The organism is Rhizobium phaseoli, assembly GCF_010668805.1.
Classification (GTDB): Bacteria; Pseudomonadota; Alphaproteobacteria; order Rhizobiales; family Rhizobiaceae; genus Rhizobium; species Rhizobium phaseoli_A.
Genome location: NZ_WUFT01000040.1, coordinates 1 through 21,333, shown reverse-complemented (window position 1 = coordinate 21,333; position 21,333 = coordinate 1). Strand labels below are relative to the sequence as shown.

25 protein-coding genes, 1 tRNA gene and 1 pseudogene are annotated in these 21,333 nt (G+C 61.5%); 13 read left to right on the top strand and 14 right to left on the bottom strand.

Annotated elements, in window-relative coordinates:
• The 7 genes from GR197_RS30960 to GR197_RS30930 form a co-directional block, all read right to left on the bottom strand.
• Positions 1 to 595, bottom strand: a 595-nt coding sequence (locus GR197_RS30960) for a hypothetical protein (RefSeq protein ID WP_164016470.1), incomplete at its 3' end; no start/stop codon positions are given.
• Positions 596 to 609: 14 nt separating this feature from the next.
• Positions 610 to 807: a response regulator transcription factor gene (locus GR197_RS30955; RefSeq protein ID WP_164016468.1), complete on the bottom strand. Its 198-nt coding sequence runs from the start codon at positions 805 to 807 to the stop codon at positions 610 to 612.
• Positions 804 to 1,103, bottom strand: coding sequence for a GcrA cell cycle regulator (locus tag GR197_RS30950; RefSeq protein ID WP_164016466.1), 300 nt, complete (start codon positions 1,101 to 1,103; stop codon positions 804 to 806). Before GR197_RS30950 ends, GR197_RS30955 begins: the two co-directional genes overlap by 4 nt.
• Positions 1,100 to 1,498 (bottom strand): hypothetical protein, encoded by a 399-nt coding sequence (locus tag GR197_RS30945; protein ID WP_164016474.1) that lies wholly within the window; start codon positions 1,496 to 1,498, stop codon positions 1,100 to 1,102. The genes GR197_RS30950 and GR197_RS30945 overlap by 4 nt, the downstream gene beginning before the upstream one ends.
• The gene (locus GR197_RS30940; protein ID WP_164016464.1) at positions 1,464 to 1,829 is read right to left on the bottom strand and encodes a hypothetical protein; all 366 of its coding nucleotides are present in this window, start codon (positions 1,827 to 1,829) and stop codon (positions 1,464 to 1,466) included. The genes GR197_RS30945 and GR197_RS30940 overlap by 35 nt, the downstream gene beginning before the upstream one ends.
• A 15-nt stretch (positions 1,830 to 1,844) precedes the next feature.
• The gene (locus GR197_RS30935) at positions 1,845 to 2,075 is read right to left on the bottom strand and encodes a sigma-70 family RNA polymerase sigma factor (protein WP_246724738.1); all 231 of its coding nucleotides are present in this window, start codon (positions 2,073 to 2,075) and stop codon (positions 1,845 to 1,847) included.
• A gap of 197 nt (positions 2,076 to 2,272) precedes the next feature.
• On the bottom strand, positions 2,273 to 2,482 hold the full coding sequence (locus GR197_RS30930) for an endonuclease Q family protein (protein WP_246724737.1): 210 nt from the start codon (positions 2,480 to 2,482) through the stop codon (positions 2,273 to 2,275).
• Between the two features lie 83 nt (positions 2,483 to 2,565).
• Here GR197_RS30930 and GR197_RS30925 point away from each other — a divergent pair, with 83 nt between their 5' ends.
• From GR197_RS30925 to GR197_RS30915, 3 genes are all read left to right on the top strand, one after another.
• The gene (locus GR197_RS30925) at positions 2,566 to 3,213 is read left to right on the top strand and encodes a S24 family peptidase (RefSeq protein WP_164016460.1); all 648 of its coding nucleotides are present in this window, start codon (positions 2,566 to 2,568) and stop codon (positions 3,211 to 3,213) included.
• 821 nt (positions 3,214 to 4,034) lie between these two features.
• On the top strand, positions 4,035 to 4,298 hold the full coding sequence (locus GR197_RS30920; RefSeq protein WP_164016458.1) for a hypothetical protein: 264 nt from the start codon (positions 4,035 to 4,037) through the stop codon (positions 4,296 to 4,298).
• A gap of 11 nt (positions 4,299 to 4,309) precedes the next feature.
• Positions 4,310 to 4,537: a hypothetical protein gene (locus GR197_RS30915; protein ID WP_164016456.1), complete on the top strand. Its 228-nt coding sequence runs from the start codon at positions 4,310 to 4,312 to the stop codon at positions 4,535 to 4,537.
• Between the two features lie 26 nt (positions 4,538 to 4,563).
• Here the strand turns inward: GR197_RS30915 and GR197_RS30910 are convergent, their stop codons facing one another.
• On the bottom strand, positions 4,564 to 4,803 hold the full coding sequence (locus GR197_RS30910; RefSeq protein ID WP_003587993.1) for a DUF982 domain-containing protein: 240 nt from the start codon (positions 4,801 to 4,803) through the stop codon (positions 4,564 to 4,566).
• 279 nt (positions 4,804 to 5,082) lie between these two features.
• On the opposite strand from GR197_RS30910, the gene GR197_RS30905 reads away from it, so the two are divergent.
• Both GR197_RS30905 and GR197_RS30900 read left to right on the top strand, forming a co-directional pair.
• Positions 5,083 to 6,666, top strand: coding sequence for a hypothetical protein (locus tag GR197_RS30905; RefSeq protein ID WP_164016454.1), 1,584 nt, complete (start codon positions 5,083 to 5,085; stop codon positions 6,664 to 6,666).
• A gap of 129 nt (positions 6,667 to 6,795) precedes the next feature.
• The gene (locus tag GR197_RS30900) at positions 6,796 to 7,404 is read left to right on the top strand and encodes a hypothetical protein (RefSeq protein ID WP_164016452.1); all 609 of its coding nucleotides are present in this window, start codon (positions 6,796 to 6,798) and stop codon (positions 7,402 to 7,404) included.
• Between the two features lie 155 nt (positions 7,405 to 7,559).
• Here the strand turns inward: GR197_RS30900 and GR197_RS30895 are convergent, their stop codons facing one another.
• Complete coding sequence (locus tag GR197_RS30895; RefSeq protein WP_164016450.1) at positions 7,560 to 8,270, bottom strand: hypothetical protein; 711 nt, start codon at positions 8,268 to 8,270, stop codon at positions 7,560 to 7,562.
• A 212-nt stretch (positions 8,271 to 8,482) separates the two neighbouring features.
• A tRNA-Pro gene (locus GR197_RS30890) sits at positions 8,483 to 8,559 on the bottom strand.
• 265 nt (positions 8,560 to 8,824) lie between these two features.
• Between GR197_RS30890 and GR197_RS30885 the strand changes: the two genes are divergently transcribed.
• The 4 genes from GR197_RS30885 to GR197_RS30870 all read left to right on the top strand — a co-directional run bounded on the left by GR197_RS30885 (position 8,825) and on the right by GR197_RS30870 (position 12,303).
• Positions 8,825 to 9,232 carry a hypothetical protein gene (locus tag GR197_RS30885; protein WP_164016448.1) on the top strand — a complete coding sequence of 136 codons (408 nt, stop codon included), beginning with the start codon at positions 8,825 to 8,827 and terminating at the stop codon, positions 9,230 to 9,232.
• Positions 9,233 to 9,248: 16 nt separating this feature from the next.
• A complete protein-coding gene (locus GR197_RS30880; RefSeq protein ID WP_164016446.1) occupies positions 9,249 to 9,500 on the top strand; it encodes a hypothetical protein in 252 nt (83 codons plus the stop codon).
• Positions 9,497 to 10,684: an alpha-hydroxy acid oxidase gene (locus GR197_RS30875; protein ID WP_164016444.1), complete on the top strand. Its 1,188-nt coding sequence runs from the start codon at positions 9,497 to 9,499 to the stop codon at positions 10,682 to 10,684. Before GR197_RS30880 ends, GR197_RS30875 begins: the two co-directional genes overlap by 4 nt.
• Positions 10,685 to 11,109: 425 nt before the next feature.
• Entirely contained in the window at positions 11,110 to 12,303 is a 1,194-nt protein-coding gene (locus GR197_RS30870; protein WP_164016442.1) for a TCR/Tet family MFS transporter, read from the top strand.
• A 24-nt stretch (positions 12,304 to 12,327) separates the two neighbouring features.
• Here the strand turns inward: GR197_RS30870 and GR197_RS30865 are convergent, their stop codons facing one another.
• Positions 12,328 to 12,831: a TetR/AcrR family transcriptional regulator gene (locus GR197_RS30865; protein WP_003593668.1), complete on the bottom strand. Its 504-nt coding sequence runs from the start codon at positions 12,829 to 12,831 to the stop codon at positions 12,328 to 12,330.
• A gap of 116 nt (positions 12,832 to 12,947) precedes the next feature.
• Here GR197_RS30865 and GR197_RS30860 point away from each other — a divergent pair, with 116 nt between their 5' ends.
• On the top strand, positions 12,948 to 13,715 hold the full coding sequence (locus tag GR197_RS30860; protein WP_003593670.1) for an SDR family NAD(P)-dependent oxidoreductase: 768 nt from the start codon (positions 12,948 to 12,950) through the stop codon (positions 13,713 to 13,715).
• A gap of 152 nt (positions 13,716 to 13,867) precedes the next feature.
• Positions 13,868 to 14,425, top strand: a pseudogene (locus tag GR197_RS30855) (MFS transporter); the annotation flags it as partial.
• 254 nt (positions 14,426 to 14,679) lie between these two features.
• Here GR197_RS30855 and GR197_RS30850 read toward each other — a convergent pair.
• The 3 genes from GR197_RS30850 to GR197_RS30840 form a co-directional block, all read right to left on the bottom strand.
• A complete protein-coding gene (locus GR197_RS30850) occupies positions 14,680 to 18,075 on the bottom strand; it encodes an acyl-[ACP]--phospholipid O-acyltransferase (protein WP_164016439.1) in 3,396 nt (1,131 codons plus the stop codon).
• A gap of 93 nt (positions 18,076 to 18,168) precedes the next feature.
• Entirely contained in the window at positions 18,169 to 18,450 is a 282-nt protein-coding gene (locus GR197_RS30845) for a YiaA/YiaB family inner membrane protein (RefSeq protein WP_003569708.1), read from the bottom strand.
• A 47-nt stretch (positions 18,451 to 18,497) separates the two neighbouring features.
• Positions 18,498 to 19,184 (bottom strand): PspA/IM30 family protein, encoded by a 687-nt coding sequence (locus tag GR197_RS30840; RefSeq protein WP_164016437.1) that lies wholly within the window; start codon positions 19,182 to 19,184, stop codon positions 18,498 to 18,500.
• A gap of 111 nt (positions 19,185 to 19,295) precedes the next feature.
• Between GR197_RS30840 and GR197_RS30835 the strand changes: the two genes are divergently transcribed.
• Together GR197_RS30835 and GR197_RS30830 are read left to right on the top strand one after the other, a co-directional pair.
• Positions 19,296 to 19,901: a TetR/AcrR family transcriptional regulator gene (locus GR197_RS30835; RefSeq protein ID WP_164016435.1), complete on the top strand. Its 606-nt coding sequence runs from the start codon at positions 19,296 to 19,298 to the stop codon at positions 19,899 to 19,901.
• A 506-nt stretch (positions 19,902 to 20,407) separates the two neighbouring features.
• On the top strand, positions 20,408 to 21,187 hold the full coding sequence (locus tag GR197_RS30830) for an SDR family NAD(P)-dependent oxidoreductase (RefSeq protein ID WP_164016433.1): 780 nt from the start codon (positions 20,408 to 20,410) through the stop codon (positions 21,185 to 21,187).
• The last annotated feature ends 146 nt before the right edge of the window (positions 21,188 to 21,333 follow it).

Sequence of the window (21,333 nt, the reverse complement as noted above, 5' to 3'; positions counted from 1 at the left end):
CGTCACGGTGATGGACTACGAACATCTGCGCCAGATGCCGCCGCAGCCACAGCAATTGTTGCGGCGGCATCTGGCGCAGATGTTCGTAGTCCATCACCGTGACGTTATAGACGGTGCTCCTCACTTGCGGGCCGTCCTGGCAGCGGAGAAGAATGCCCTGCAGGGCCATCATGCGGTTGCTGGCTTTGCGGGCGCGGTCGGCGAGGCTTTCGGTGACTTCGCCTTCGTGGCCTTTGACGGTGAAGAGCGATTGGGCGCGCGGGCTTGGGGCCGGGATGCCGGTGGTTTTGTGGTAGCGGGCCATGGCCTCGGCATAGTCGTCGCCGGCCTGGCGCTGCTCCGCGGTGATCAGGCCGTCGAGGAACATGCGGCCGACGGTATAGCCGGCAAACGGGCTCTTGACCGTCTCGTCATCGACCGTTCGGCCGAAGCCGTGGATGCGGCGGCGGGCTGATATGGCGACGCTGATATTGTCCTTCTCGGTCTCGAACGGCTTGATCTTGCCGCAGGGAAAACGCTCGACATTTTCCTTGCGCGGCCGGCCGGCGCCCTTGTTTGCCCGTGGTGTCCTGGCCTTGGCTGCTTTGCCACCCATGCTGATTGTCCTTCCTATCGAATGATGCCGTTGCGCAGTGCGGCGGCGACCAGTGCGGTGTCCTTGAAGACGCCGAGTCTCATCTTGGCGTTGGCGATGTGCGTGTTGACGGTGACGGGGGAGATGCCGAGAATGGTGCCGATCTCGGCGGCGGTCTTTCCGGCCGCCATCCAGCCGATGATTTCGGTTTCGCGCGGGGTGATCTTGCTCATGGCGCCGGCCCATCGATGAACGGCACGCGCGGCATCGTCACCTCGGCGCCGGAAAACGTCACCCGCCGGACGCGGTCGGGATGGCGGATCGGCTCGACCGGCGCGGGATCGACCTCCGGCGGCTTCTGCCTTGTGTCCTGCCTGGCGGGGAACCTGTCGCGGTTGCGGTGCGCCATGTTGATGACGGTGTTCTTCTTCGAGCCGAACAGCTCGGCGATCTGTCTTGCCGAGCGCCCTTCGTTCCAAAGCTGCGCTGCCTTGACGATCCGGTCTTCCGTCCAGAATAGCTCTCTCACCCTGCTGCCTCCTGCGCGTCGCGTGCCGCTCTTGCGATGATCGGGTTATCGGGAAACATTTTCGCCAGCTCGCGCTTGGCGCTGCGGCTGCCATTGGCCGCAGCGCTCAGCAGCTGCATCTTGTAGGCGGCGACCTTCGGCTTCGGTGTCTCGGCTTCCCGTTCGATGCGCGGGCGGCTTTGGGCTGCCATCGCCGCCTGCTGATTTCGGCATTCCTCGGCAAAACTGGCGCTGCTCGGGGCAAAGGCGCGGTTATGATCCCGCACCTTTCCCGCGATGAAGCCTCTGGCGGCCCGCCAGACCGCCTCGGCCGAAATGCCGTCGATGGCGACCAAATAGGCGCGGATCTGCATGTCGGGATCAGTGCCTGATGATGCCGGGAAGCCCGAAAGCATCGCCGCTATGATCTTCACCGGAGAGGAAATCTCTTGCGGCATCCACTGTCGTCCTTCTCGTGCTGCTGTTGATCGACCCGGCTTCCCTCGCCTTCTCCTTGAGGTACCAGTCGCATTTGATCGCCTGCCAGCCGCGGAAGATTTGCATCTCAGCGGCACCGGCCGGATCGCCGGTCAGCAGATATTCCCTGGCCTGCATCCGGGCGGCATAGGCCGTCAGCGGTTTCCGCAGCGTGCGCTTGCGATGCTCGATGACGGCTGCCGCCAGTTCCTCCCCCAGCACCGGGCTGAGGATGTCCATGATGTCCTTGCTCATTATGTCCTTCGCCATCTGGTTTGCTTTTCCTCAGACCCGCAGCCGCCGTTGGCCGCCGGCAAAATTGACCGGCGTGCCCGGCTTGAGGCGCGGGGCAAACCGCCGGATCTCCGCGCCGGTATGATCCTGCCCCGCGGTGTCGCCCTTCTCGGCGCTTCGAAGCCGGTGGATCTCGGTTTCCACCGAAGGCACCGACATGCCGAGGATGGCTGCGATTTCGATATAGTCCCGGCCGGTGCGGAAGAGTTCGAGCGGGTTCATGCGAGTAGGATCCTTGTTGTCCATTGCGAGCGCAGCGCGGCGTTGCCGCCGAAGCGGGTGCTGCCCGGGTGCTTGATTTAAAGTTCATCGACGACGACCGGAGCGCCGGCTCTGTTGCGGAAGCAAAGGCTCCGGTCGTCTGGGAAAAAGATGCCGGCGTCGCCGAGGGAGGCGACGACGCCAGCCACCGACAGCCGTCAGGGAGGGGTGAGGCTGTCGGGATTGGTCATCTGCCGCATGTCTTTCGGGCTGGTCTGCCGGCCGCAATTTTCGCAATGGCGCTCGATCACCTCGGCGATCGACAGCGCCTTGCCGCAGTTCGGGCAGCCGGTGTAGCGGCGGCTTCCGGGCTGGATCGGGCCGATTGCTGCCCTGGTGGAGGTGTTGATAATCTCGCTGTTTGTCATGTCGATTAGGGTATATTTAATACCCCATATGTCAAGCACAATAGGGCATGACATATACCCTAAATTGGGGTATTTTTTATATCATGTTGAAAGATCAGGAACAATTTGAACGCGAAGAACGCGCAAAGCGGCTGGTCATGGCCAGAAAAAACGCGGGCTTTGCCGGGCCGAAAGCGATCGTCGATCGGTTCGGCTGGAATGCGAATGTCTACAAGGCGCATGAGTCCGGCCGCAACGGCTTCGGCATTGCCGATGCGAAGAAATATGCCCGGGCGTTCAAGGTCAATCTCAACTGGCTGCAGTTCGGGATCGGCAATGCGCTCGATCCGGACGAACTGCCGGTCTCCGTCGCCGACGTGCCGAAGATCTCCTGGGTCAGCGCCGGCCAGCTGAGCGAGCAGGCGCCGATCACCGACTTTTCCGAATTCCCGACCGTGGCCGCCCTCGATCTGCCCGATGGCGAATGGATCGCGCTCGAGGTCGAAGGCAATTCGATGAACAAGATCTCGCCGCCCGGCTCGATCATCTTCGTCAATCTTCGCGACAAGCGCCTGGCGCCGAACGCGCTCTATGTCGTCGCCGACGAGACGGGCGCTGCTACCTACAAGCGTTATCGCCCGAACGACGACCCGCCCTTCCAGCCCGCCTCCTATGAGGACGTGCCGCCGCCGGATTTCCAGGGCGCCGTCACCATCGTCGGCCGCGTCCGCCGGTCGATCATCGAGATGTAGGCATCCATGCCCGCTGCGAATAAACCATATTCATCAAGGAAACCAATATGATCCGCCCCTCCTCGCGCGCCGGCAGAATTTGGTTCTATATCGTCACATTAGCGGTGTTTCTCCTGGCCTTCAGCGCAGCGCGCGAGATGTACGGCCTGTAGGATCTCGCTCCGATCTCCCGATCCGGCGACCAGGATCGTGAGAGATATTTTCCCGCCTGAAATCAACCTGCAAAGCTCCGGACTCGTCCGCGCACACCCGCGTTACTCCGCCGGGATGGATCGAATGGCTGCGAGGAATATCCTTCGGCAGCCCTCTCCCACGAATCCAAATTCGGTGCCCCAAAGCCCGGGCCCGGTCACCGCATCGGCGATCTCGATCCCGTTGCGCCTCCCGTTTTTTTCTCGCAGCATCGGACTCCAAGATAGACTTGTTTTCTATCTTTCTGTCTTCGCTCCTGAAGGCTGGTGAGGGAGGGTTCCGGCCAAAGCTTCCCCCTACCCCATGAGCAAAGCCCATGAAGCCGGGAGAGCATTGGCCAGGTCCTGAAGGCCGGAGCCGGGATGGGACACGTGCCAGAGGGGCCATTCGCTTCGCCCTCGTCCTGATTTTCTGACAGCGCACTTAAGGACTTTCGCTTCCCGCGCCGCTGGGCTTCGTCAGCTCGGGAGTTGCACCCGGTCGCCCAATCACTGGCGACAGACATACGCCTATGATTCGTACCTCGTCAATCATTGGGGTATTTTTTATACCCATAACGATTGACGATACAGGGTATTATATATACCTTTATCTCATGAGCGATCAGAGGCACGTGAGAGGACAGGGCAATGCAGCACATCCGCAATATCGAGACCGAGGAGAGCAAGCGCGACGCCCGCTGGAATGGCGCGCTGAGGATCAGCGACTGCAGCGCGTACATGGCGATCGAGGCCCAGCGCATGGGCGCCCTCGGCTTTGCGTTCCTCCGCCGTCCCGAACATTCGATCCGCGGCCCCTCCTGGCTGCGCGGCGCTGCGGCCTCCGTCGAGGAACATTACCGCTATGCCCGGCAGATCATGGGCATGACCGATCGCGATCAGCTTTACGCCTGAGGGGAGCGGAGATGTCTGCCGATTGCATCATCAAGGCCTTTTCCGGCTGCGCCTGCTCGCTCGGTGAATGTGCGGAAAAGCCCCTCACCCCGGCGCCGGTCACCTTCATCTCCTGGCGCAAGCAGGCCATCACCTGCCTCACCTTCGGCTTCCTCGCCGCGATCATTTCGGCCGCCTGGATGGAGATGCAGTTTAAGGACCAGGACCGCGCCGATCAGGAGCTGATATCATGGAAGTGAGCCCGGGCTTTACCCAGCATCACCGATCAGGAGCTATATTTGATGTCGCTCGCCTTGGCCGCGGTAATAAACGCCCGGCGCACCTGCTCGGGCCCGGCGGCATCGTTGAAGACGTCAAGCACAAGCCGTTCGGCAACCTTGGCCGCCGGCGTCTGGTCGGGCCAGTCATTCAGCAAAGTGTTGCCGGCCTGGACGACATTATAGACCGTCCTCACCTTGCCATTGATGGTGATCTTCACCGGTTTGAAGCTTCGTCGCTTGCTCATGGCGCAGTATCTCACACGGAACGCGACTCAACGAATCACTTTGGGACTCGTTCCGGTTGATTCGAAAACCGGCGTATCAAAGCTGATTTGGGCAATGCCGATGCAGCGCGTTGCTGCTCAACGGCGTCGTTATAACTTTTCCGCAGAAAAATTATAACTGGAGAGAAGGAGCGAGCTGGTGAAGGCCTTCTCCGGCAAGTGACCGATCTGAAGCTGATCTAAACCCAACCTTCCAAAAGAGATCGTGGTATGCTCGGGGTCGAATTTGGAGAAACAACTATGCTGAAAAATCATATAGTTGGACTGGCGGTTGGCGGGCTTATGGTTTTTGTGACCCAGGCAGTAGCGACGGCCGATCCGCTCCCCAAAGGTTTTGAACGCCACACGTTCAACGGGTCGGTCAGACCGGAGGTCAAGAACGGCGTGACCCGGTTTGAGATTTTCGACCGTCAATGTTCCAATGTCGATTATGGAGATGGACGCGGCGAAAATGATTGTCGCAATGGCAATGTCCGCTCAACGATTCGCTATACGCGAGACATGAAGATTGGCGAAAGCGTCCAATACAAGTTTGATTTCCGGCTCGATCCGACTTTTGGCTACAAAGGCTGGCACAACAACTCCGCCAATGGCTTTTATCCCGATGGCTGGGACAGCCATTTGCGTTTCGCCTCCTGGGAAGGACCGGCAGTCCACAATTTCATCTACATGCTGAAAGCCGACACGCGCAACGGCGTGAACTTTCTCGCCCGCCAGTGCCAAAAACCGGAAGATTTCGGCAAATGGGCGACATTCTCGCTGAAAATCCGATGGGCAAGTGATGAGAGCGGATGGGTTACGGCAAGCTGCGACAACAAGGTGATCTACGCCGCCGAAGACGAAGCAACCAACCAGGCTCCGCACTGCTGGGAATCGAACGAGTGCGAGCCGCAATCGAACCGCGACCCGAAATCATTCAACTTCATTCTCGGCCCGGTGATGATGGGTTGGGGTCATGACTGGAGGAGCTATGACAATCATACGTCACAGTTTGACGTGGTGCAGCCGGAGGGTATCCGCATCGATGTCCGCAATGTCAGCGTGACCCGCGGTGTCAACGCCTATTCCGCCGAAAAAGCAGGTTTGCTCAAGAGGCTGCAGCAGCAACTGGCCCATTTGGGCTGCAAGCCGGGAAATGTCGAGGGCAAGCCTGACAAGGCAACACGGCAAGCCGCGCTTTCCTGCCGCAAGTTCGACAGCGGTTTGCTTCCCGAGGCGCTCAACCTCACGACGCTGCAGGCCTTTGCTGACGCCTATGCCAAGCCGGAGACCGCAAGTCTGCCTTCAGGCCACGCCGCGGGTGCCGAAAGCGTTTCGTCAAAACCGAGGACCTATATCAAGCTGGGCGAAATGCTTGCCATGAAGACGGGCAAGGACACCAAGGTGAATTCCAACTTCTTTGGCAAGATCAAAGGCGCCAAGAAGGGGCAGAACGAGCTGGACTTCATTATCCTGGGTCAGTTCGACTACACCGACAACAGTTTCAGCCAGCTGTCATTTCTCCTGCAGGACAATCTCTCCAAGGCCGAAGTGAATGCGGCAGCCAAGTGCGGCTATGGGACGATCAGATTTCCAGACGGCACAGATCATTTGGAGATCAGCATGCAACGTTCAGGAAACACCTTCTCGTCCCCGCCAAGAACTGACTGCTTGATTCACGCGCTTGGCAAACGACCGGCATCGCAGGTTCCCTACCTCACCACAGGGTTTGCCGATCTGGCGAAATCAATGGTCTCCGACGGCGGCTGGAAGAAACTGAGGCATGAAGGTTTGAAGATTTTTGTGAAACGTGTTGCGGATGGCGAGATCACAGTCGGCGGCTGAGATCGCAGCAGCGCCGCACGTTCCATCGGCCGCGGCTTCTTCCTTCAGATACCCATACCACTGTGATCCGATCGCGCGTCCTTATGCGTGTTATTGTCCAGCCGAGAATCAAGAACCAGCGGTAGCAACGTGCCAGAGCAAGCAAACAGTAGCGACAAGTTTACGTGGACATACGCCCTATGGTTGTTACCACTATCCGCGCAATATTGGCTGGATCGGCTCGTTCCTCAATGGGACTGGTGGATTGCCGGTCTTATCATTTTGACAGCGACCCTGGTCGCCATCGCGGGCTCGATCTGCATCAACCTGATGCTGCGGCGCTGGCGACGCGTCGTTTCTCTCCTGACCGCATCCCTGCTGTTGATTGTCCTGCTTCGTATCCTCGCCGCTGCCGGCATAACACCCGATAGCGTGCGATTTGCGTGGACCAAGCAGGAGTATCTCGCAGAGATCAGACGAACCGATCCGTCGGGCGAGGAACAGCGTTTCAGAACATTCGCATGGGACGACCGTTTCAGGGACAAAACATACTCGACGCTCGTCTATGATGAGAGCGATGAAATTGCCTTGCCCAATGGGGAGCAATCCACAGCCTGGCAGCAGCGCCTTCAAAAATCATGTTCTGAAAGAAAGGAATGCGTGAATCTCGGTCCTGGTCCGGGCGAGTACATCATCGTCAGAAAGATCGGCGAGCACTTTTATATTCTGGACGATAGTCTCCCGGACGCGTTTCCTTGAGCTAAGGTCGTTTTGGAACAATGACGCTCCCCAGGCGGCGATCGCCCCCGTATCCGCTCAAACGCGGGCGCAGCGGCCGTTGAAGGCATCAAGGTCTCAGTTATAACTTTTCTGCAGAAAAATTATAACGATGGAGAAGGCCCGGGCTGGAGCGCCTATGGCGCACCTGATGCCAGATTGTAATCCGGGCATGCCCGTGCCCATCTTAAGAGCGGATCTTCCTCGCCGGTGAAGACCAGATTGAAGAACCCGGAGTAAATGACTCCAAACCTGTTTTCGGGCAGCAGCTGCGGAAGCTTGATTGATGTCCTGACGTTGTCTTCCTCGTAGACGAGCATCGCTTCGACGAAGGGTTTGTACCAATCCGGCTTGGTCCGGTCCCCCGTCTCGATGCGGACCATGTTGAAGCCGTTGGCGTAGTAGCGTGCCCGAGCGCATTCCGTGTTGGCGAGCGCAATCAGCTCGCCATCGGCAACATTCTTATCCGACCGCATGATTTGGGCCAGATAGTCGTTTTCCGCGGCGGCGGCGCGGATGTGATGATAAAGCTCGCCGGAGACGTATGGACTTTCGTGATAGAAGGCGACGACCTTCTCGGACTCGGTCAGGCACAGCACCTGATATTTGGCATATTCGGCGACCCATCCGGCGAGAGACTTGCGCAGATCGAGGAAGCCAGTCGGAGACTGCGCCATCGCGGCGAGCCGCTCGTAGAAATCGCCAATCACGCGATCCTTCCGATCTTGAGGCAGCCCTGACAGGATCGTTTCATTGAAACACTTGTGGGTATGCTCAGCAAGCGCCTGCCCGAGGCCAGATGTTTCCCATTTCCAACGGTCGTTCCAGCGCTTTATGAAACCCAACATTCTCATCCCCCAGGTTGGGGGAATGCTACCCGCGGCCGAATTCGTCATCAAGTCGAATCCGCGGGCCGTCACAGACCGATCGGCCTGGTCGGCATGCAAAGTGCATCAGGATCGATATTTTCGGATCCTGGAAGGGTGCACAAGCGCTACCTGGAGATTTCGAGAGAATATCAGCGAGATACGAAAAACCCCGCCGGAGCGGGGTTTCTAGCTGGTCGGAGTGGAGTGATTCGAACACTCGACCCCCACGTCCCGAACGTGGTGCGCTACCAGACTGCGCTACACTCCGTGACCAGCGGCGCTTCTATAGAACAGCCTATCTGGTTGCACAAGCACCAAATTCCAAAAATCCGGTGGAATTTTTGACGGGTTGATGACAGGGCGTGGCGGTGGCCTGCTGCAGCAAAAAGACACACCCGGAGCAAATCGTCGGGAAGTGCCTCAGGGGCAATTTTCTTTTGCCGGGTTCCGCGCTAAAGGGCTCGACGGGACAGGCGAAACCGCGCGTAGAGAGCGGATTCGCAGCCACTGCGCTAGAGACCAGGGACAACACGATGAAACTCCGCACCATCACCGCGGCCGGGCTTGCAATTGGGCTTGCCGGATGCACCACCATTCCTTCCGCCGGCAATCCGATCGAGGCCCGCTGGGTCGGCAAATCGGCCGGCATCTTCTTTGCCGCCTACGGGCCGCCGATCAGCGACAGCGAGCAAGGCGCCACCACCGTCTACACCTGGCGCGGCGGCTATAAGACCGTGCGCATTCCAGCAAAATATGCCGAAGGCGCCGACGGCAAGCGCGGCAAGCAGATCGCGTCCGCCCGCACCGCCTATCTGCGCTGCCAGGCCGAAATCACCACCAGCTCGGATTACACGATCCGCGACATCCGCACCGTCGCCGATATTCCCGGCGTCGACGGTCCGTCCTATTGCGCCGAGTTCCTGGCGCCGGAACAGAAGTAACGGGCGACCCCAGGAGATGAGCAAGCAGGCGGCCGATGTGCCGCCTGTTTTGTTTTGGCTGAAAGCCGCCAGGCCGGAACGCTGCCACGTCCGGACATGGATCGGAACAGGCGTATCGGCGTTTACAGCCTCAACAATCGTCGCTTCGATGTGGCCTGGTTGTGCTCTTCTATGCTCTCGGCTACATTTTACCGACACTGATCTGCCGGCGATCCGCAAGGGCCGCAAACAGGCATTCGATGCGAGCGAGGACGAGACCAAGCGATGACAGTCGCTCGAACGAAGCCGGCGAGCCATCCGTTGCGAGGCGTCCTGGCGCTGGACGATTTCGAGGCCAAAGCGCGGCGCCACCTGCCGCGCCCGCTGTTCGGCTATATTGCCGGCGCAAGCGAGACCAACGCATCCCTGCGGATGAACAGGGATGCGTTTCAGACATACGCTTTCAAGCCGAGAGTGCTCATCGACGTTTCCACGCGCAGCAGCGAAACATCGATCTTCGGAACACGATATTCCGGGCCCTTCGGCATCGCGCCGATGGGGATCAGCGCCTTGATGGCCTATCGCGGCGACCTGGTTCTGGCATCGGCAGCGGCACAGGCCGGCATTCCGATGATCATGAGCGGCTCGTCGCTGATCCGGATGGAGGAGGTGGCGAAAGCCAATCCCGATGCCTGGTTTCAAGCCTATCTACCTGGCGCGCCGGAGCGAATTGACGCCCTGGTAGACCGTGTTGCGGCTGCCGGTTTTAAAACCATCCTGCTGACGGTCGATACCGCAACGCTGGCAAATCGCGAGAACAACATCCGGGCGGGGTTTTCGACGCCGCTGCGTCCCAGTCTTCGGCTGCTCTGGGAAGGCCTGTCACACCCGCGCTGGAGCCTTGGCACATTTCTTCCCACACTCGCCAACCACGGCATGCCGCATTTCGAGAATTCTTACGCCGAGCGGGGTGCGCCGATCATCTCCTCCAAGGTGATGCGTGACTTCGCCAAGCGGGATCATCTGAACTGGTCGCACTTGCAGCGCATCCGCAGCAGATGGAGCGGGAACCTGGTGGTCAAGGGTATTCTCCACGAAGACGATGCCGTCAAGGCGGTGGAGGCCGGCGCCAACGGCATCATCGTCTCGAACCATGGCGGCCGGCAACTGGATGGCGCAATGTCGCCATTGCAGGCGCTGCCCGGAATCGTCGACAAGACCGGACAGTCCGCGACCATCATGATCGATGGCGGCATAAGGCGTGGAACCGATATTCTAAAGGCGCTGGCATTGGGCGCGAAGTTCGTTTTCGTCGGAAGACCGTTTCTCTACGCGGCCGCAATTGCCGGACAGGCGGGCGCCGAGCGCGCAATCGAGATCCTTCAGACGGAAATCCAGCAGAACATGGCGCTGCTCGGCATTACATCGCTTGCCGAACTCAATGAACAGCACCTTCTGCGAATTGACGGCTAAAGTCTGATGCCGGGCGCGCAGGTTTGCGAAGCTGCGCCCTCTTGATGGAACCGGCGCTGCCCGCGACCATCCGCTCGCGCAAAAAGCGCTTGCCGCCCTCAACCGTCCGGCGTATGTCTTGGCCGTCGCGAAAAGCGGCTGCTTCCCTTGATCCGCTCAGTGGCGGAGTAAACAGGTGGACGAATTGTCGTCCAGGCGGTCGAGCACACGCCATCCATGCGCCAGCGCATGGTTCGGCCAGCACCTCCCAGAAACCAAACGCCTGACACAGGGTCAGGCTTCATCGTGAGCCATCGGCGCGCCCGAGCACTTCCACTGGTTTGTCCAGGGATTGCCGGCGACCAAGGCTGGAGCCGTTTTGCGCCTTGATCAAGGCGGGAACCGCGCCGGCTATGCTGCAGGCTTGCGTCGACCCGGAACGCACCATGACCAGATCCCTTATCGTCATCTTCACCGCCATTGTCCTCGATGCCGTCGGCATTGGGCTGATTTTCCCGATCCTGCCGTCGCTGCTGCAGGACGTTACCCATGCCGAAAATGTCGCGCCCACCATCGGCACGATGACCGCGCTCTATGCGGTGATGCAGTTCATCTTCGCGCCGGTGCTCGGCGCCCTCAGCGACCGCCTGGGCCGCCGGCCGGTGCTGCTGATTTCGCTTGGAGGCGCCGCCGTCAACTACCTCTTCCTGGCCTTTGCGCCCAATCTCTGGATGCTGTTCCTCGGCCGGGCGATCGCCGGGCTGACCAGCGCCAACATTTCGGTGGCTTCAGCCTATATCACCGACATTTCGCCCGAGGAAAAACGCGCCCGCCGCTTCGGCCTTTTCAACGCGATGTTCGGCCTCGGCTTCATCATTGGCCCGGTCGCCGGCGGTCTGCTTGGCGATTATTGGCTGCGGCTGCCATTCATCGCGGCGGCCGCGCTCAATGGCGCAAACCTGCTGCTCGCCCTGTTCATCCTGCCGGAATCGCGCCCGGGCAGCCGCGAGACAATCGACCTTTCCTCGCTCAATCCGCTGAAACCGCTGCGCTCGGTGCTGGAGGTCAAAAGCCTGCTGCCTGTTGTCTTGCTGTTCTTCATCTTCAGCGCCACCGGCGAGGCCTACGGCACCTGCTGGGCGCTGTGGGGCAGCGACGCCTTCCACTGGAACGGGCTGTCGATCGGCCTTTCGCTCGGCGCCTTCGGCATCTGCCAGACGCTCGCCCAAGCCTTGCTGCCGGGGCCGGCCGTCAAGCTTTTCGGCGAACGCGCGGCGATCCTGACGGGTGTCGCCGGCGTCTCAATCGCGCTGACCGTCATGGCCTTCGCCGGCCAGGGCTGGATGATCTTTGCGATCATGCCGATCTTCGCACTCGGCGGCATCGGCGTGCCGGCGCTACAATCGCTGGCCACCCGGCAGGTCGACGAGAACAGCCAGGGCCAGTTCCAGGGCGTGCTCGCCTCAGCCGTCAGCCTCGCCTCGATCGTCGCGCCGCTTGCCTTCTCCAGCCTCTATTTCCTCACCCGCCAGCAATGGCCAGGCGCCATCTGGCTATCGGTAGTCGTCGTTTACGGGCTCGCGGTGCCGCTGGTTCTCGGCCTCAGGCTGAAGACGGCGGAGCGGGCGGCGATGAGTTAGCCAGGCGCCGCAAGGCCATGCACGCTAAATGAGCGCGGCGGTGCCACTGTCGAACAGGGAATGATCATCGAGGACGTTGGCGGCCAGCATCGCGCCTTCCAGGGTGGCGATGACATGGACGGCGGCGTCTCTTTCCAATCCGCCCTGCATCAGTCTTTCGATCCCGAGCAAGAAGAACCGCCGCACCTCGACCCGAACTTCCTCGGCAAGATCATGGGAGGTCGCGGCCATGGCGCCGCAGAGGCACATTCTGGCGTCGCGATGCAGCGCCTCGCGGAAGACCTGCCGCCAGGCGGCGACGATGTCGGCGCCCGCCGCCTGCCGCTGATCGACCGCTTCGAGAAAACGATCAGTGTAGCGGCGGGCGACGGCAGCGGCCAGCTTCTCCTTGGCCGGGAAATGATAGTGCACGGAGGAGGCCTTGACGCCGACATCGGCGGCGACGTCGCGGTAACTGAAGCCGCTATAGCCCGCCCCTCGGATTCTCTCCTCGGCGGCATCCAGTATTGCCTCAGCTGTTTCGTTCATGCGCTCATCCTCTCTATCTAATGTTAGATAGGGGTTGCGCTTGCCCGAAGCAAGGATTATGTCTTCAACGCCTATCTAACGTTAGATAGACAAAACAAGCAAAACGGAGAAGAACGATGAGATTTGAAGGCAAGGTGGTCGCAATTACCGGCGGTGGATCCGGCATCGGCCGGGAAGCGGCAGCCCGTTTCGTGGCGGAAGGCGCAAAGGTCGCCATCAACGGACGCAATCGCGAGAAGCTCGAGGCGGCGGCCCGGGAGATCGATCCGAGCGGCGACAATGTCGTCATTTCGGCGGGCGATATCGCCAGGCCGGAAACCGGCGCGGCCCTCGTCGACGCCGCCCTCTCCCATTTCGGTAGGCTCGATGTGCTCGTCAACAATGCCGGCGTCTTCAATCCGAAGCCGTTTCTGGAGCTGACCGAGGGCGATTACGATTGGTATCTCGACACCATCCTCAAGGGCAAATTCTTCACCGCCCAGGCCGCCGCCAAGGCGATGAAGGAGACGGGCGGCGCGATCGTCCAGACCGGCTCGATGTGGGCGATCCAGGCGATCGGCGCTACGCCGTCTGCGGCCTATTCGGCAGCCAATGCCGGTGTCCATGCGATGGTCCGCAACCTCGCAATCGAGCTTGCGCCCTTTAATATCCGCATCAACGCCGTGGCGCCGGCCGTCGTCGAGACACCCGTCTACAACACCTTCCTCTCCGACGATCAGGTCAAGCAAGTGCTTCCGGGCTTCAACGCCTTCCACCCGCTCGGCCGTAACGGCCAGCCGCGTGATGTCGCCGAGGCGATCCTGTTCCTCGCCTCCGAACAAGCCTCGTGGATCACCGGCACGGTCCTGCCCGTCGACGGCGGCGTCACCGCCGGCCGGCAATAAGGAGGGGCAAGACCGCTCAGCTGGAGCCGAAGATGCACGTTGCGATCACTACCCGCTAATGCGGCGTTGAGCTTGTGGCCATGGGTCCTCGGGTCAAGCCCGAGGACGACGGAGAGTGGGGGAGCTTATGGGGCAAGGAGCGCGAGTGCCTGGTGGTTTTGTTGTTCTTCATCTTCAGCGCCACCGGCGAGGCCTACGGCACCTGCTGGGCGCTTTGGGGACAGGATGCCTTCCAGTGGAACGGGCTGTCGATCGGCCTTTCCCTCGGCGCCTTCGGCATCTGCCAGACGCTCGCCCAAGCCTTGCTGCCGGGGCCGGCAGTGAAACTGCTCGGCGAACGCGCGGCGATCCTGACGGGTGTCGCCGGCGTCTCAATCGCGCTGACCGTCATGGCCTTCGCCGGCCAGGGCTGGATGATCTTTGCGATCATGCCGATCTTCGCACTCGGCGGCATCGGCGTGCCGGCGCTACAATCGCTGGCCACCCGGCAGGTCGACGAGAACAGCCAGGGCCAGTTCCAGGGCGTGCTCGCCTCAGCCGTCAGCCTCGCCTCGATCGTCGCGCCGCTCGCCTTCTCCAGCCTCTATTTCCTCACCCGCCAGCAATGGCCAGGCGCCATCTGGCTATCCGTGGTCGTCGTTTACAGGCTCGCGGTGCCGCTGGTTCTCGGCCTGCGGCTGAAGACGGCGGAGCGGGTGGCGGTGGGCTAGCCGGTCGTGGTGTGTTTCTTTTGGCTGCGTGGTGGCAGGGAGCCCCCCTCTGTCCTGCCGGACATCTCCCCCACAAGGGGGGAGATCGGATAGGCGTTAGGGCTATCCCAAACAATTGCCATTTGGAATCAAAGTATCGGCAGAGAGGAACCGAGCGTTCGCCTCCTGCCGATCTCCCTCCTTGTGGGGGAGATGCCCGGCAGGGCAGAGGGGGGTGCCACAGAACACGACGCCCCCGAACTTTAATGCCACTCTTACGCCGCCTCCCCCGCCTGCACCGCACCTTCCGCCAATTTCCGCGCCGCGACGAAATCGACCTTGCCGGAGCCCAGCACCGGCACCTTGCCGATATTGACCTCGGCCGGCACCATCATGTCCATGGCGCCCTTGGATTTGGCGAAGGCGAGGAATTCGGCGCGGGTGGCGGTCGGGGCGTCGGTCAGGAGGACCAGGCGTTCGCCCTTTTTGGCGTCGGGCAGCGAGGAGACGACCGAGAGGGCGCCGGGCCAGAGTTCGGCGGCGAGTGTTTCGACGGCGGCGAGCGAGATCATTTCGCCGGCGATCTTGGCGAAGCGTTTGGCGCGGCCGCGGATCTTGACGAAGCCGTCCTCGTCGATGGTGACGATGTCGCCGGTGTCGTGCCAGCCATCGGCGAGCGGCTCCAGCACGCCGGGCTTTTCGGCGCGGAGATAACCGGCCATGACATTGGCGCCGCGCACATGCAGCCTGCCGCCCTCATCGATGCCGGGCACCGGCTCGAGCTTCCAATCCATGCCCGGCAGGATTTTGCCGACCGTGCCTGATTTGTTGTACATCGGCGTGTTGATCGAAATCACCGGCGCCGTCTCGGTGACGCCGTAACCTTCGAGGATGCGCAGGCCGAATTTTTCCATATAGGTCTGGCGGGTTGCGGCCTTCACCGGCTCGGCGCCGGAGAAGATATAGCGGATCGAGCGGAAATCATACGGGTGCGCCGTCCTGGCATAACCGTTGAGGAAGGTGTCGGTGCCGAAGATGATCGTGGCGTTTGAGACATAGATCAGCTCCGGCACGATGCGGTAATGCAGCGGCGACGGATAGAAATAGACCGGCACGCCGGAGATCAGCGGCAGCACGGTGCCGGCGGTCAGCCCGAAGGAATGGAAAACGGGTAAGATGTTGAACACCTTGTCGCCGCTGTGGAAATCGATGCGGGCGGCGGCCTGGGCGGCGTTCGACAGGATGTTGCGGTGGGTCAGCACCACGCCCTTCGGCGTGCCCTCGGAGCCGGAGGTGAAGAGGATGACGGCCGGATCATCCGGCTGGCGTTTGACCAGCGGCCGGCCCTTGCGCAGCAGCCCGCGGATCTTGTCCATCATGCCGATCTCGGCTCTGAGATCATCGAGCCAGACGATCGTCACCTGCTTTTCCATCTCCTCGATGACAGCGCCGAGCTTGGCCTGGGTGACGAAAGCGCGCGAGGTCAGCACGTGCCTGATCTCGGCGGCCTTGCAGGCGGAGAGGATATTGGCCGCACCGGCGGTGAAATTCAGCATCGCCGGCACCTTGCCGGCGCTCATGACGCCGAGAAGGGTGGCGGCGGCGCCATTGGCATTCGGCAGCATGACGCCGAGGTTGGGTTCCGGGAAGCGCGCGCGGAATTTGGCGCCGAGCACGGCAGCACCGGTCAACAGCTTGCCGTAGGTCAGCTTCCCGGTGACCGGATCTTCGACGGCGAGCTTTTTCATGCCGAATTCATGGCCTGCCTCGATGACCCGATCGAGCACGGTGGTGAAGGTATCGGCGGTCTGGAACATCAGGTTCGACATCACCTGATAAAGCGCGGCACCCGCCGCCGTGCGGCGCTTGCGGCCTTTCAGCTCGGCCGGCACTTCGAGCTTCACCGGCTCGAGAATGGTGACCTTGACCTTGGGAAACAGTCGGCGGCGGATCTTGCCGTTATCGAGATAAGAGAGATAGCTCTTCTCCAGCCCATCGATCCTGACCGGCACCACCATCGAGCCTGTTTTGTCGGCGACCATGGCGGCACCGTCATAGACCTTCATCAGCGTTCCCGTCACCGTCAGCCGGCCCTCCGGGAAGATGCCGATCGGGTTGCCGTCCTGCACCACCTTGATCAGCGACCGCGTCGCCATCGGCTTGGTCGGGTCAAGCGGCAGGAATTTGCACATTTTCAGGAAGGGGCGCACCCACCAGGCCTGGGCAATTTTATAGTCGACGGCGAAGGTCGGCTCTTCCTCGGTGATGGCGAGCGCCAGGGCCCCATCGAGCAGGCTGACGTGATTGAGGGCGATGATCGGCGCGCGGCCGGCCTTCTTGATATTCTCCAACCCCTCGACCTCCAGCCGCATGAAAGCGCGAAACAGGATCGAGATGAAATCGCGGAAGGGATTGGTCGGCAGCGTCTTCAGCATCAGCCAGGCGACGCCGAAATTGATGATGCCGAGGCCGATCAGGATCTGAGGGATCGAAGCGCCAAGCGCCTGGATGGCGGCGACGAGGCCGAGGCCGACGGTGATGAACAGGGCCGACAGCACATTGGCGGCGCCGATGACGCGGGCGCGGCGATCCTCATGCGCCCAGGTCTGCAGCGCGGCGAAGGTGGGCACGGCGATGAAGGCGCCAGAGATCGCCATGCCGGCGAGATCGATGGCGACGCGGATGGTATTCTGGCCGGCGAAGAAATCGGCAATCGTCGTGGCGTGGCTGGCCGATGCCAGACCCCAGAGGTTCCAGGCGAGATCGAGGCTGAAGAGGCCAAGCAGCGCTGTGCCCACAGGGGCCGGCAGCAGCACGATGCGGCCGGATGACATCCAGGCGGCAATGGCCGAACCGACGGCGACGGCGATAGCAAAGACGGTGAGATAGGCGGGCACGACGAGCTCGGAGCCGCCGAGCAGCTCGGTCACCATGGTCGGCAGGATCGACAGCACGAAGGCGCCGACCAGCCAGAACCAGCAGTTCATCAGCGCCGAACGCCAGAGGCGCTTATCGGCGCGGATTTCCATGACGAGGGTGTAGCTGGAGCGGATGACGTTGCGGTCGATCTCAAGATCCGGCGCTTTGGAGCCTGTGGGAGGGATCATCCGGCTGGCGAGCCAGCAGAGCACCGAAAGCCCCATCATCATCGAGCCGAACAGCAGCACATTGTCGCCGCTGGAGAAGGCAAGGGCGGCGATGATCGTGCCGGCGAGGATGGCGATGAAGGTGCCGCCCTCGATCCAGGCATTGGCCTTCGGCAGGTCGCGGCGTTCGAGATGGTCGGGCAGAATGCCGTATTTGATCGGCCCGAACAGCGCCGAGATGACGCCGAAGCCGAAGAGCGCGGCCATCAGCACAAAGATCGAGGAAAAACCGAGGCCGACGACGGCAAGCGCCGCAATGCCGATCTCGCAGCGCTTCAAGAGTTCGGCGATCTTGGCCTTGTCGTGTTTGTCGGCCAGCTCGCCGCCGAGCGCCGACAGCAGCAGGAAGGGCACGATGAGGATGACGCCGGCAAGCGTCACCAGGGCGGCACCTTCGCTCGCCGACATCTTGAAAAGAATGAGGAACACCAAAGTGTTCTTCAGAAAATTGTCGTTGAAGGCGGTCAGGAACTGGGTCCAGAACAGCGGTGCGAATTTCCTGGATGTCATCAGCTTGTTGTGCACGGGCTCGTCCCTCTATCGGCTGGCAGAGAAGGCCACAGAGTTGTTACGCAATGGTTGAGTGCGAAAACAACTCTGCGCTGTGGTTAAGGAAGATCAATCTTCATCGCTACGATTGAACTTGACCAGCAGTTTTTCGGTGCGGGCATCCTCGACCTTGCGGATCAGCTTTTCGGATTCGGCATTGTCGCGCAGCGTCTTGGTGATGTTCACCGTGGTCTGCACCAGCATCAATATGCCCATGGCGAGATAACCTTTGCCCCAGAGATCGAGCGGCATCATGTAAAGGCCGAGCGCCAGCATGAAGGCGGCCGAGCCGAAGGAGATGTAGGAGAAGCTGACCCAGCTCGCGGAGTGTTTCTGGAAACTGTCGTTCATGGTCGTAATCCTCAAGGTCTATGGATTGGATGGTTGATTGAATGCGATCAGGCGGCCGGCGTGATGCGGCTCTTCAGCCGGGCCAGCACGTCATCGGCTGTGGAGTGAAGGGCCGGCCCGCAGCCGGCATTGGCAAGCTTTTCGATGATGCCGGCCGGGCGGATGGAACCTTCCATCTCCTTCAGCGCCGCCGCCGTCAGATCATTCTGGCTCTGGCGGAGGCGCAGACGGGCCAAGGTCTCCTCGGCCTCGTCGAGTGTCGCGAGGCCCGGATCGGCGACCACGACATCGAGCTTCTGCGCCTCCTCAGTGGCCCGCGCCAGCCGCTCGCCGCGCTGCAGCGCCTGCAGCCGCGCCTCGGAGGCCCGGACGATCGCCTTCAATTTGTCGATTGATGTGGTGAACTGGGCTTGCGCCTTCTCCGAGGCATCCCGCTCGGCTTCGAGAAAGGCGATCGCCTCGGCCGCTTCGCGGGCCAGCCCGTCATTGCCCTTGGTGAGCGCCGCAGTCGCGCGGATCTCGAGATCGGCGATGCGGGCAACGATCGTTGCATGCTGCCCCCGCTCCTGCTCGTTCTGGGCGATGGCGACCGCGACGCTGCGCCGCGCCGACTGGATCTGCTGGGCGGCATCGCGGATCTGCTGGGACAGCAGCGGCACGGCGTGGCGATCGGCAAAAGCCTGTTCGGCATCATGCGCCCTGCCCCGCATCAGAATAGAAATCAGTTTGAACATTTCTTGCCTCCGGTTTATGAACGTTGTTCACGAGAGCTGTTATGGCAGAATCATGAACGTCGTTCAAGATAAATTTTGAACGACGTTCAAAAAATCGAAGTGGAATGGTGAATGGCCGGTAGACGAGAAGAAAAACGCGAGGACCTGAAGGCGCGGCTGATCGAGGCGGCGCGCGAGCGCATCGCCCGCGACGGCCTGACCAACCTTAGAGCCCGCGACATCACCCAGGACGCCGGCTGCGCACTCGGCGGCCTCTACACGGTGTTTGCAGACCTCGGCGAACTGGTCATCCACGTCAACTCGGCGACGCTGAAGGCGCTGGAGGCCAGACTGACCCTGCCCGAGGCCAGGGATAAAAGCCCGACCGACCGCCTGCGCAGCCTCGCCCAGGGCTACCTTGCCTTCGCCGTCGAGCACCGCAACCTCTGGAAAGCGCTGTTCGACCACTTCCCCCCCGACACCAGCCCAACGCCGCAATGGCATCTCGACGAACACCTCTTCCTGATGGACGTGATCGCCGAACCGCTGGCCGAACTGCAGCCCGACATGCCCCCCGAAGACCGCGCCATCCGCGCCCGCACCCTGTTCGGCGCCGTGCATGGCGTGGTCAGCATCAGCCTCGAAGGCCGCTTCGTCGGCCTGCCGCTGGCGCGGCTGGCGCGCGAGGTGGATGAGCTGGTGCAGACGATTGCGGCGGGGGCGGAGCGGCGGCGGTGATGTGGGTGGTGGAGGTTGGAATGGGTTGGGTTTGGCGGGAACGCTCCCCCACCCTCCGTCTTCCTCGGGCTTGACCCGAGGACCCATGCCCGCCGCTCATGGAGCTCCGCCCCAAAAACTGCCCCTCACCCTAACCCTCTCCCCGTTTTGACGGGGAGAGGGGACGTGCCACGCGAGACGTTGGAGAGGGACGGAGGGCTCACGGCATATCCCCTTCGCCCCGCAAGCGGGGAGAAGGTGGCGGCAGCCGGATGAGGGGCTGGCCTGCCCAGAAGCAACTCAACGCCGTTTGTCTATCAAAAAAGGCATATATTGAAAGACAAACTATTTTGAGTGTGGCTCGTGAGAGTCAACTTGGCTTGAGATCCAGAATTGGGGACTTTTGAGAGTCAACGAGATCTCGCCTCCTGCCGCTCCTCCCCCACCCTCCGTCGTCCTCGGGCTTGACCCGAGCACCCCTACCCAAGCACTCTGCGCCCACCACGCCGCACGCGAAAGGAACCCCCATGAGCCGCATCTTCATCACCGGTTCCACCGATGGCCTCGGCCTCGCCGCCGCCCGCACCCTCATCAGGGAAGGCCACGATGTCGTGCTGCACGCCCGCTCCCGGGAGCGCGCCGCCGCCATATCAGAGACATCAGCAGCCGCACTCGGCATCGTCACCGGCGATCTCGCCAGCGCCAGCGAGACGCGCTCCATTGCCGAACAGGTCAACGCCATCGGCCGCATGGACGCCGTCATCCACAATGCCGGCATCTACCTCGAAAGGAGCCGGGGCGAAACGCCTGATGGTCACGCCAAGACGCTGGCGGTGAATGTGCTTGCCCCCTATCTCCTCACCGCGTGGATCACCCGCTCCGACCGCCTGATCTATCTCAGCAGCGGCATGCACCGCAGCGGAAGCAGCGCGCTTGACGATATCGACTGGAAGCGGCGGCCATGGAATGCCAGCCAGGCCTATTCGGAAAGCAAGCTCTACATCGCCACGCTCGCCGCCACCATCGCCCGCCACTGGCCGGATGTTCTGAGCAACGCGGTGGATCCTGGCTGGGTGCCGACCAAGATGGGCGGCGCCTGCGCGCCGGATGATCTGGAGATGGGGCACCTCACGCAGACTTGGCTGGCGACGAGCGATGATGGCGCGGCCAAGGTGAGCGGCGGGTATTGGTATCATCGGCAGCAGCGCGAGGCGGCGGTGGAGGTTGGGGATATCGGGTTTCAGGATGCGTTGGTGGGGAGCCTTGACGAACTTACAGGCGTCCATCTGTTTGCAGAGTCCGGGTAGAGCGTAAGACTGTCCGAACTGTTGATTTCCACTGAGAGCTGACCCGGCGTTTCCACCGAGAAGTGACCCGCCTTTAGGTATCGTTTGTGCTGGTCGTAGTGGTCAAGGTCCTGCGTTTCTCCTTCGTTGTTTTGGGCTCATGGGCC

Bases quoted from the DNA above. Each gene is read 5' to 3' on its own strand.
- GR197_RS30955 (WP_164016468.1), bottom strand. From the start codon at position 807: ATGAGCAAGATCACCCCGCGCGAAACCGAAATCATCGGCTGGATGGCG.
- GR197_RS30945 (WP_164016474.1), bottom strand. From the start codon at position 1,498: ATGCTTTCGGGCTTCCCGGCATCATCAGGCACTGATCCCGACATGCAG.
- GR197_RS30940 (WP_164016464.1), bottom strand. From the start codon at position 1,829: ATGGCGAAGGACATAATGAGCAAGGACATCATGGACATCCTCAGCCCG.
- GR197_RS30935 (WP_246724738.1), bottom strand. From the start codon at position 2,075: ATGAACCCGCTCGAACTCTTCCGCACCGGCCGGGACTATATCGAAATC.
- GR197_RS30930 (WP_246724737.1), bottom strand. From the start codon at position 2,482: ATGACAAACAGCGAGATTATCAACACCTCCACCAGGGCAGCAATCGGC.
- GR197_RS30925 (WP_164016460.1), top strand. From the start codon at position 2,566: ATGTTGAAAGATCAGGAACAATTTGAACGCGAAGAACGCGCAAAGCGG.
- GR197_RS30920 (WP_164016458.1), top strand. From the start codon at position 4,035: ATGCAGCACATCCGCAATATCGAGACCGAGGAGAGCAAGCGCGACGCC.
- GR197_RS30915 (WP_164016456.1), top strand. From the start codon at position 4,310: ATGTCTGCCGATTGCATCATCAAGGCCTTTTCCGGCTGCGCCTGCTCG.
- GR197_RS30910 (WP_003587993.1), bottom strand. From the start codon at position 4,803: ATGAGCAAGCGACGAAGCTTCAAACCGGTGAAGATCACCATCAATGGC.
- GR197_RS30905 (WP_164016454.1), top strand. From the start codon at position 5,083: ATGCTGAAAAATCATATAGTTGGACTGGCGGTTGGCGGGCTTATGGTT.
- GR197_RS30895 (WP_164016450.1), bottom strand. From the start codon at position 8,270: ATGTTGGGTTTCATAAAGCGCTGGAACGACCGTTGGAAATGGGAAACA.
- GR197_RS30885 (WP_164016448.1), top strand. From the start codon at position 8,825: ATGAAACTCCGCACCATCACCGCGGCCGGGCTTGCAATTGGGCTTGCC.
- GR197_RS30880 (WP_164016446.1), top strand. From the start codon at position 9,249: ATGAGCAAGCAGGCGGCCGATGTGCCGCCTGTTTTGTTTTGGCTGAAA.
- GR197_RS30875 (WP_164016444.1), top strand. From the start codon at position 9,497: ATGACAGTCGCTCGAACGAAGCCGGCGAGCCATCCGTTGCGAGGCGTC.
- GR197_RS30870 (WP_164016442.1), top strand. From the start codon at position 11,110: ATGACCAGATCCCTTATCGTCATCTTCACCGCCATTGTCCTCGATGCC.
- GR197_RS30865 (WP_003593668.1), bottom strand. From the start codon at position 12,831: ATGAACGAAACAGCTGAGGCAATACTGGATGCCGCCGAGGAGAGAATC.
- GR197_RS30860 (WP_003593670.1), top strand. From the start codon at position 12,948: ATGAGATTTGAAGGCAAGGTGGTCGCAATTACCGGCGGTGGATCCGGC.
- GR197_RS30845 (WP_003569708.1), bottom strand. From the start codon at position 18,450: ATGAACGACAGTTTCCAGAAACACTCCGCGAGCTGGGTCAGCTTCTCC.
- GR197_RS30840 (WP_164016437.1), bottom strand. From the start codon at position 19,184: ATGTTCAAACTGATTTCTATTCTGATGCGGGGCAGGGCGCATGATGCC.
- GR197_RS30835 (WP_164016435.1), top strand. From the start codon at position 19,296: ATGGCCGGTAGACGAGAAGAAAAACGCGAGGACCTGAAGGCGCGGCTG.
- GR197_RS30830 (WP_164016433.1), top strand. From the start codon at position 20,408: ATGAGCCGCATCTTCATCACCGGTTCCACCGATGGCCTCGGCCTCGCC.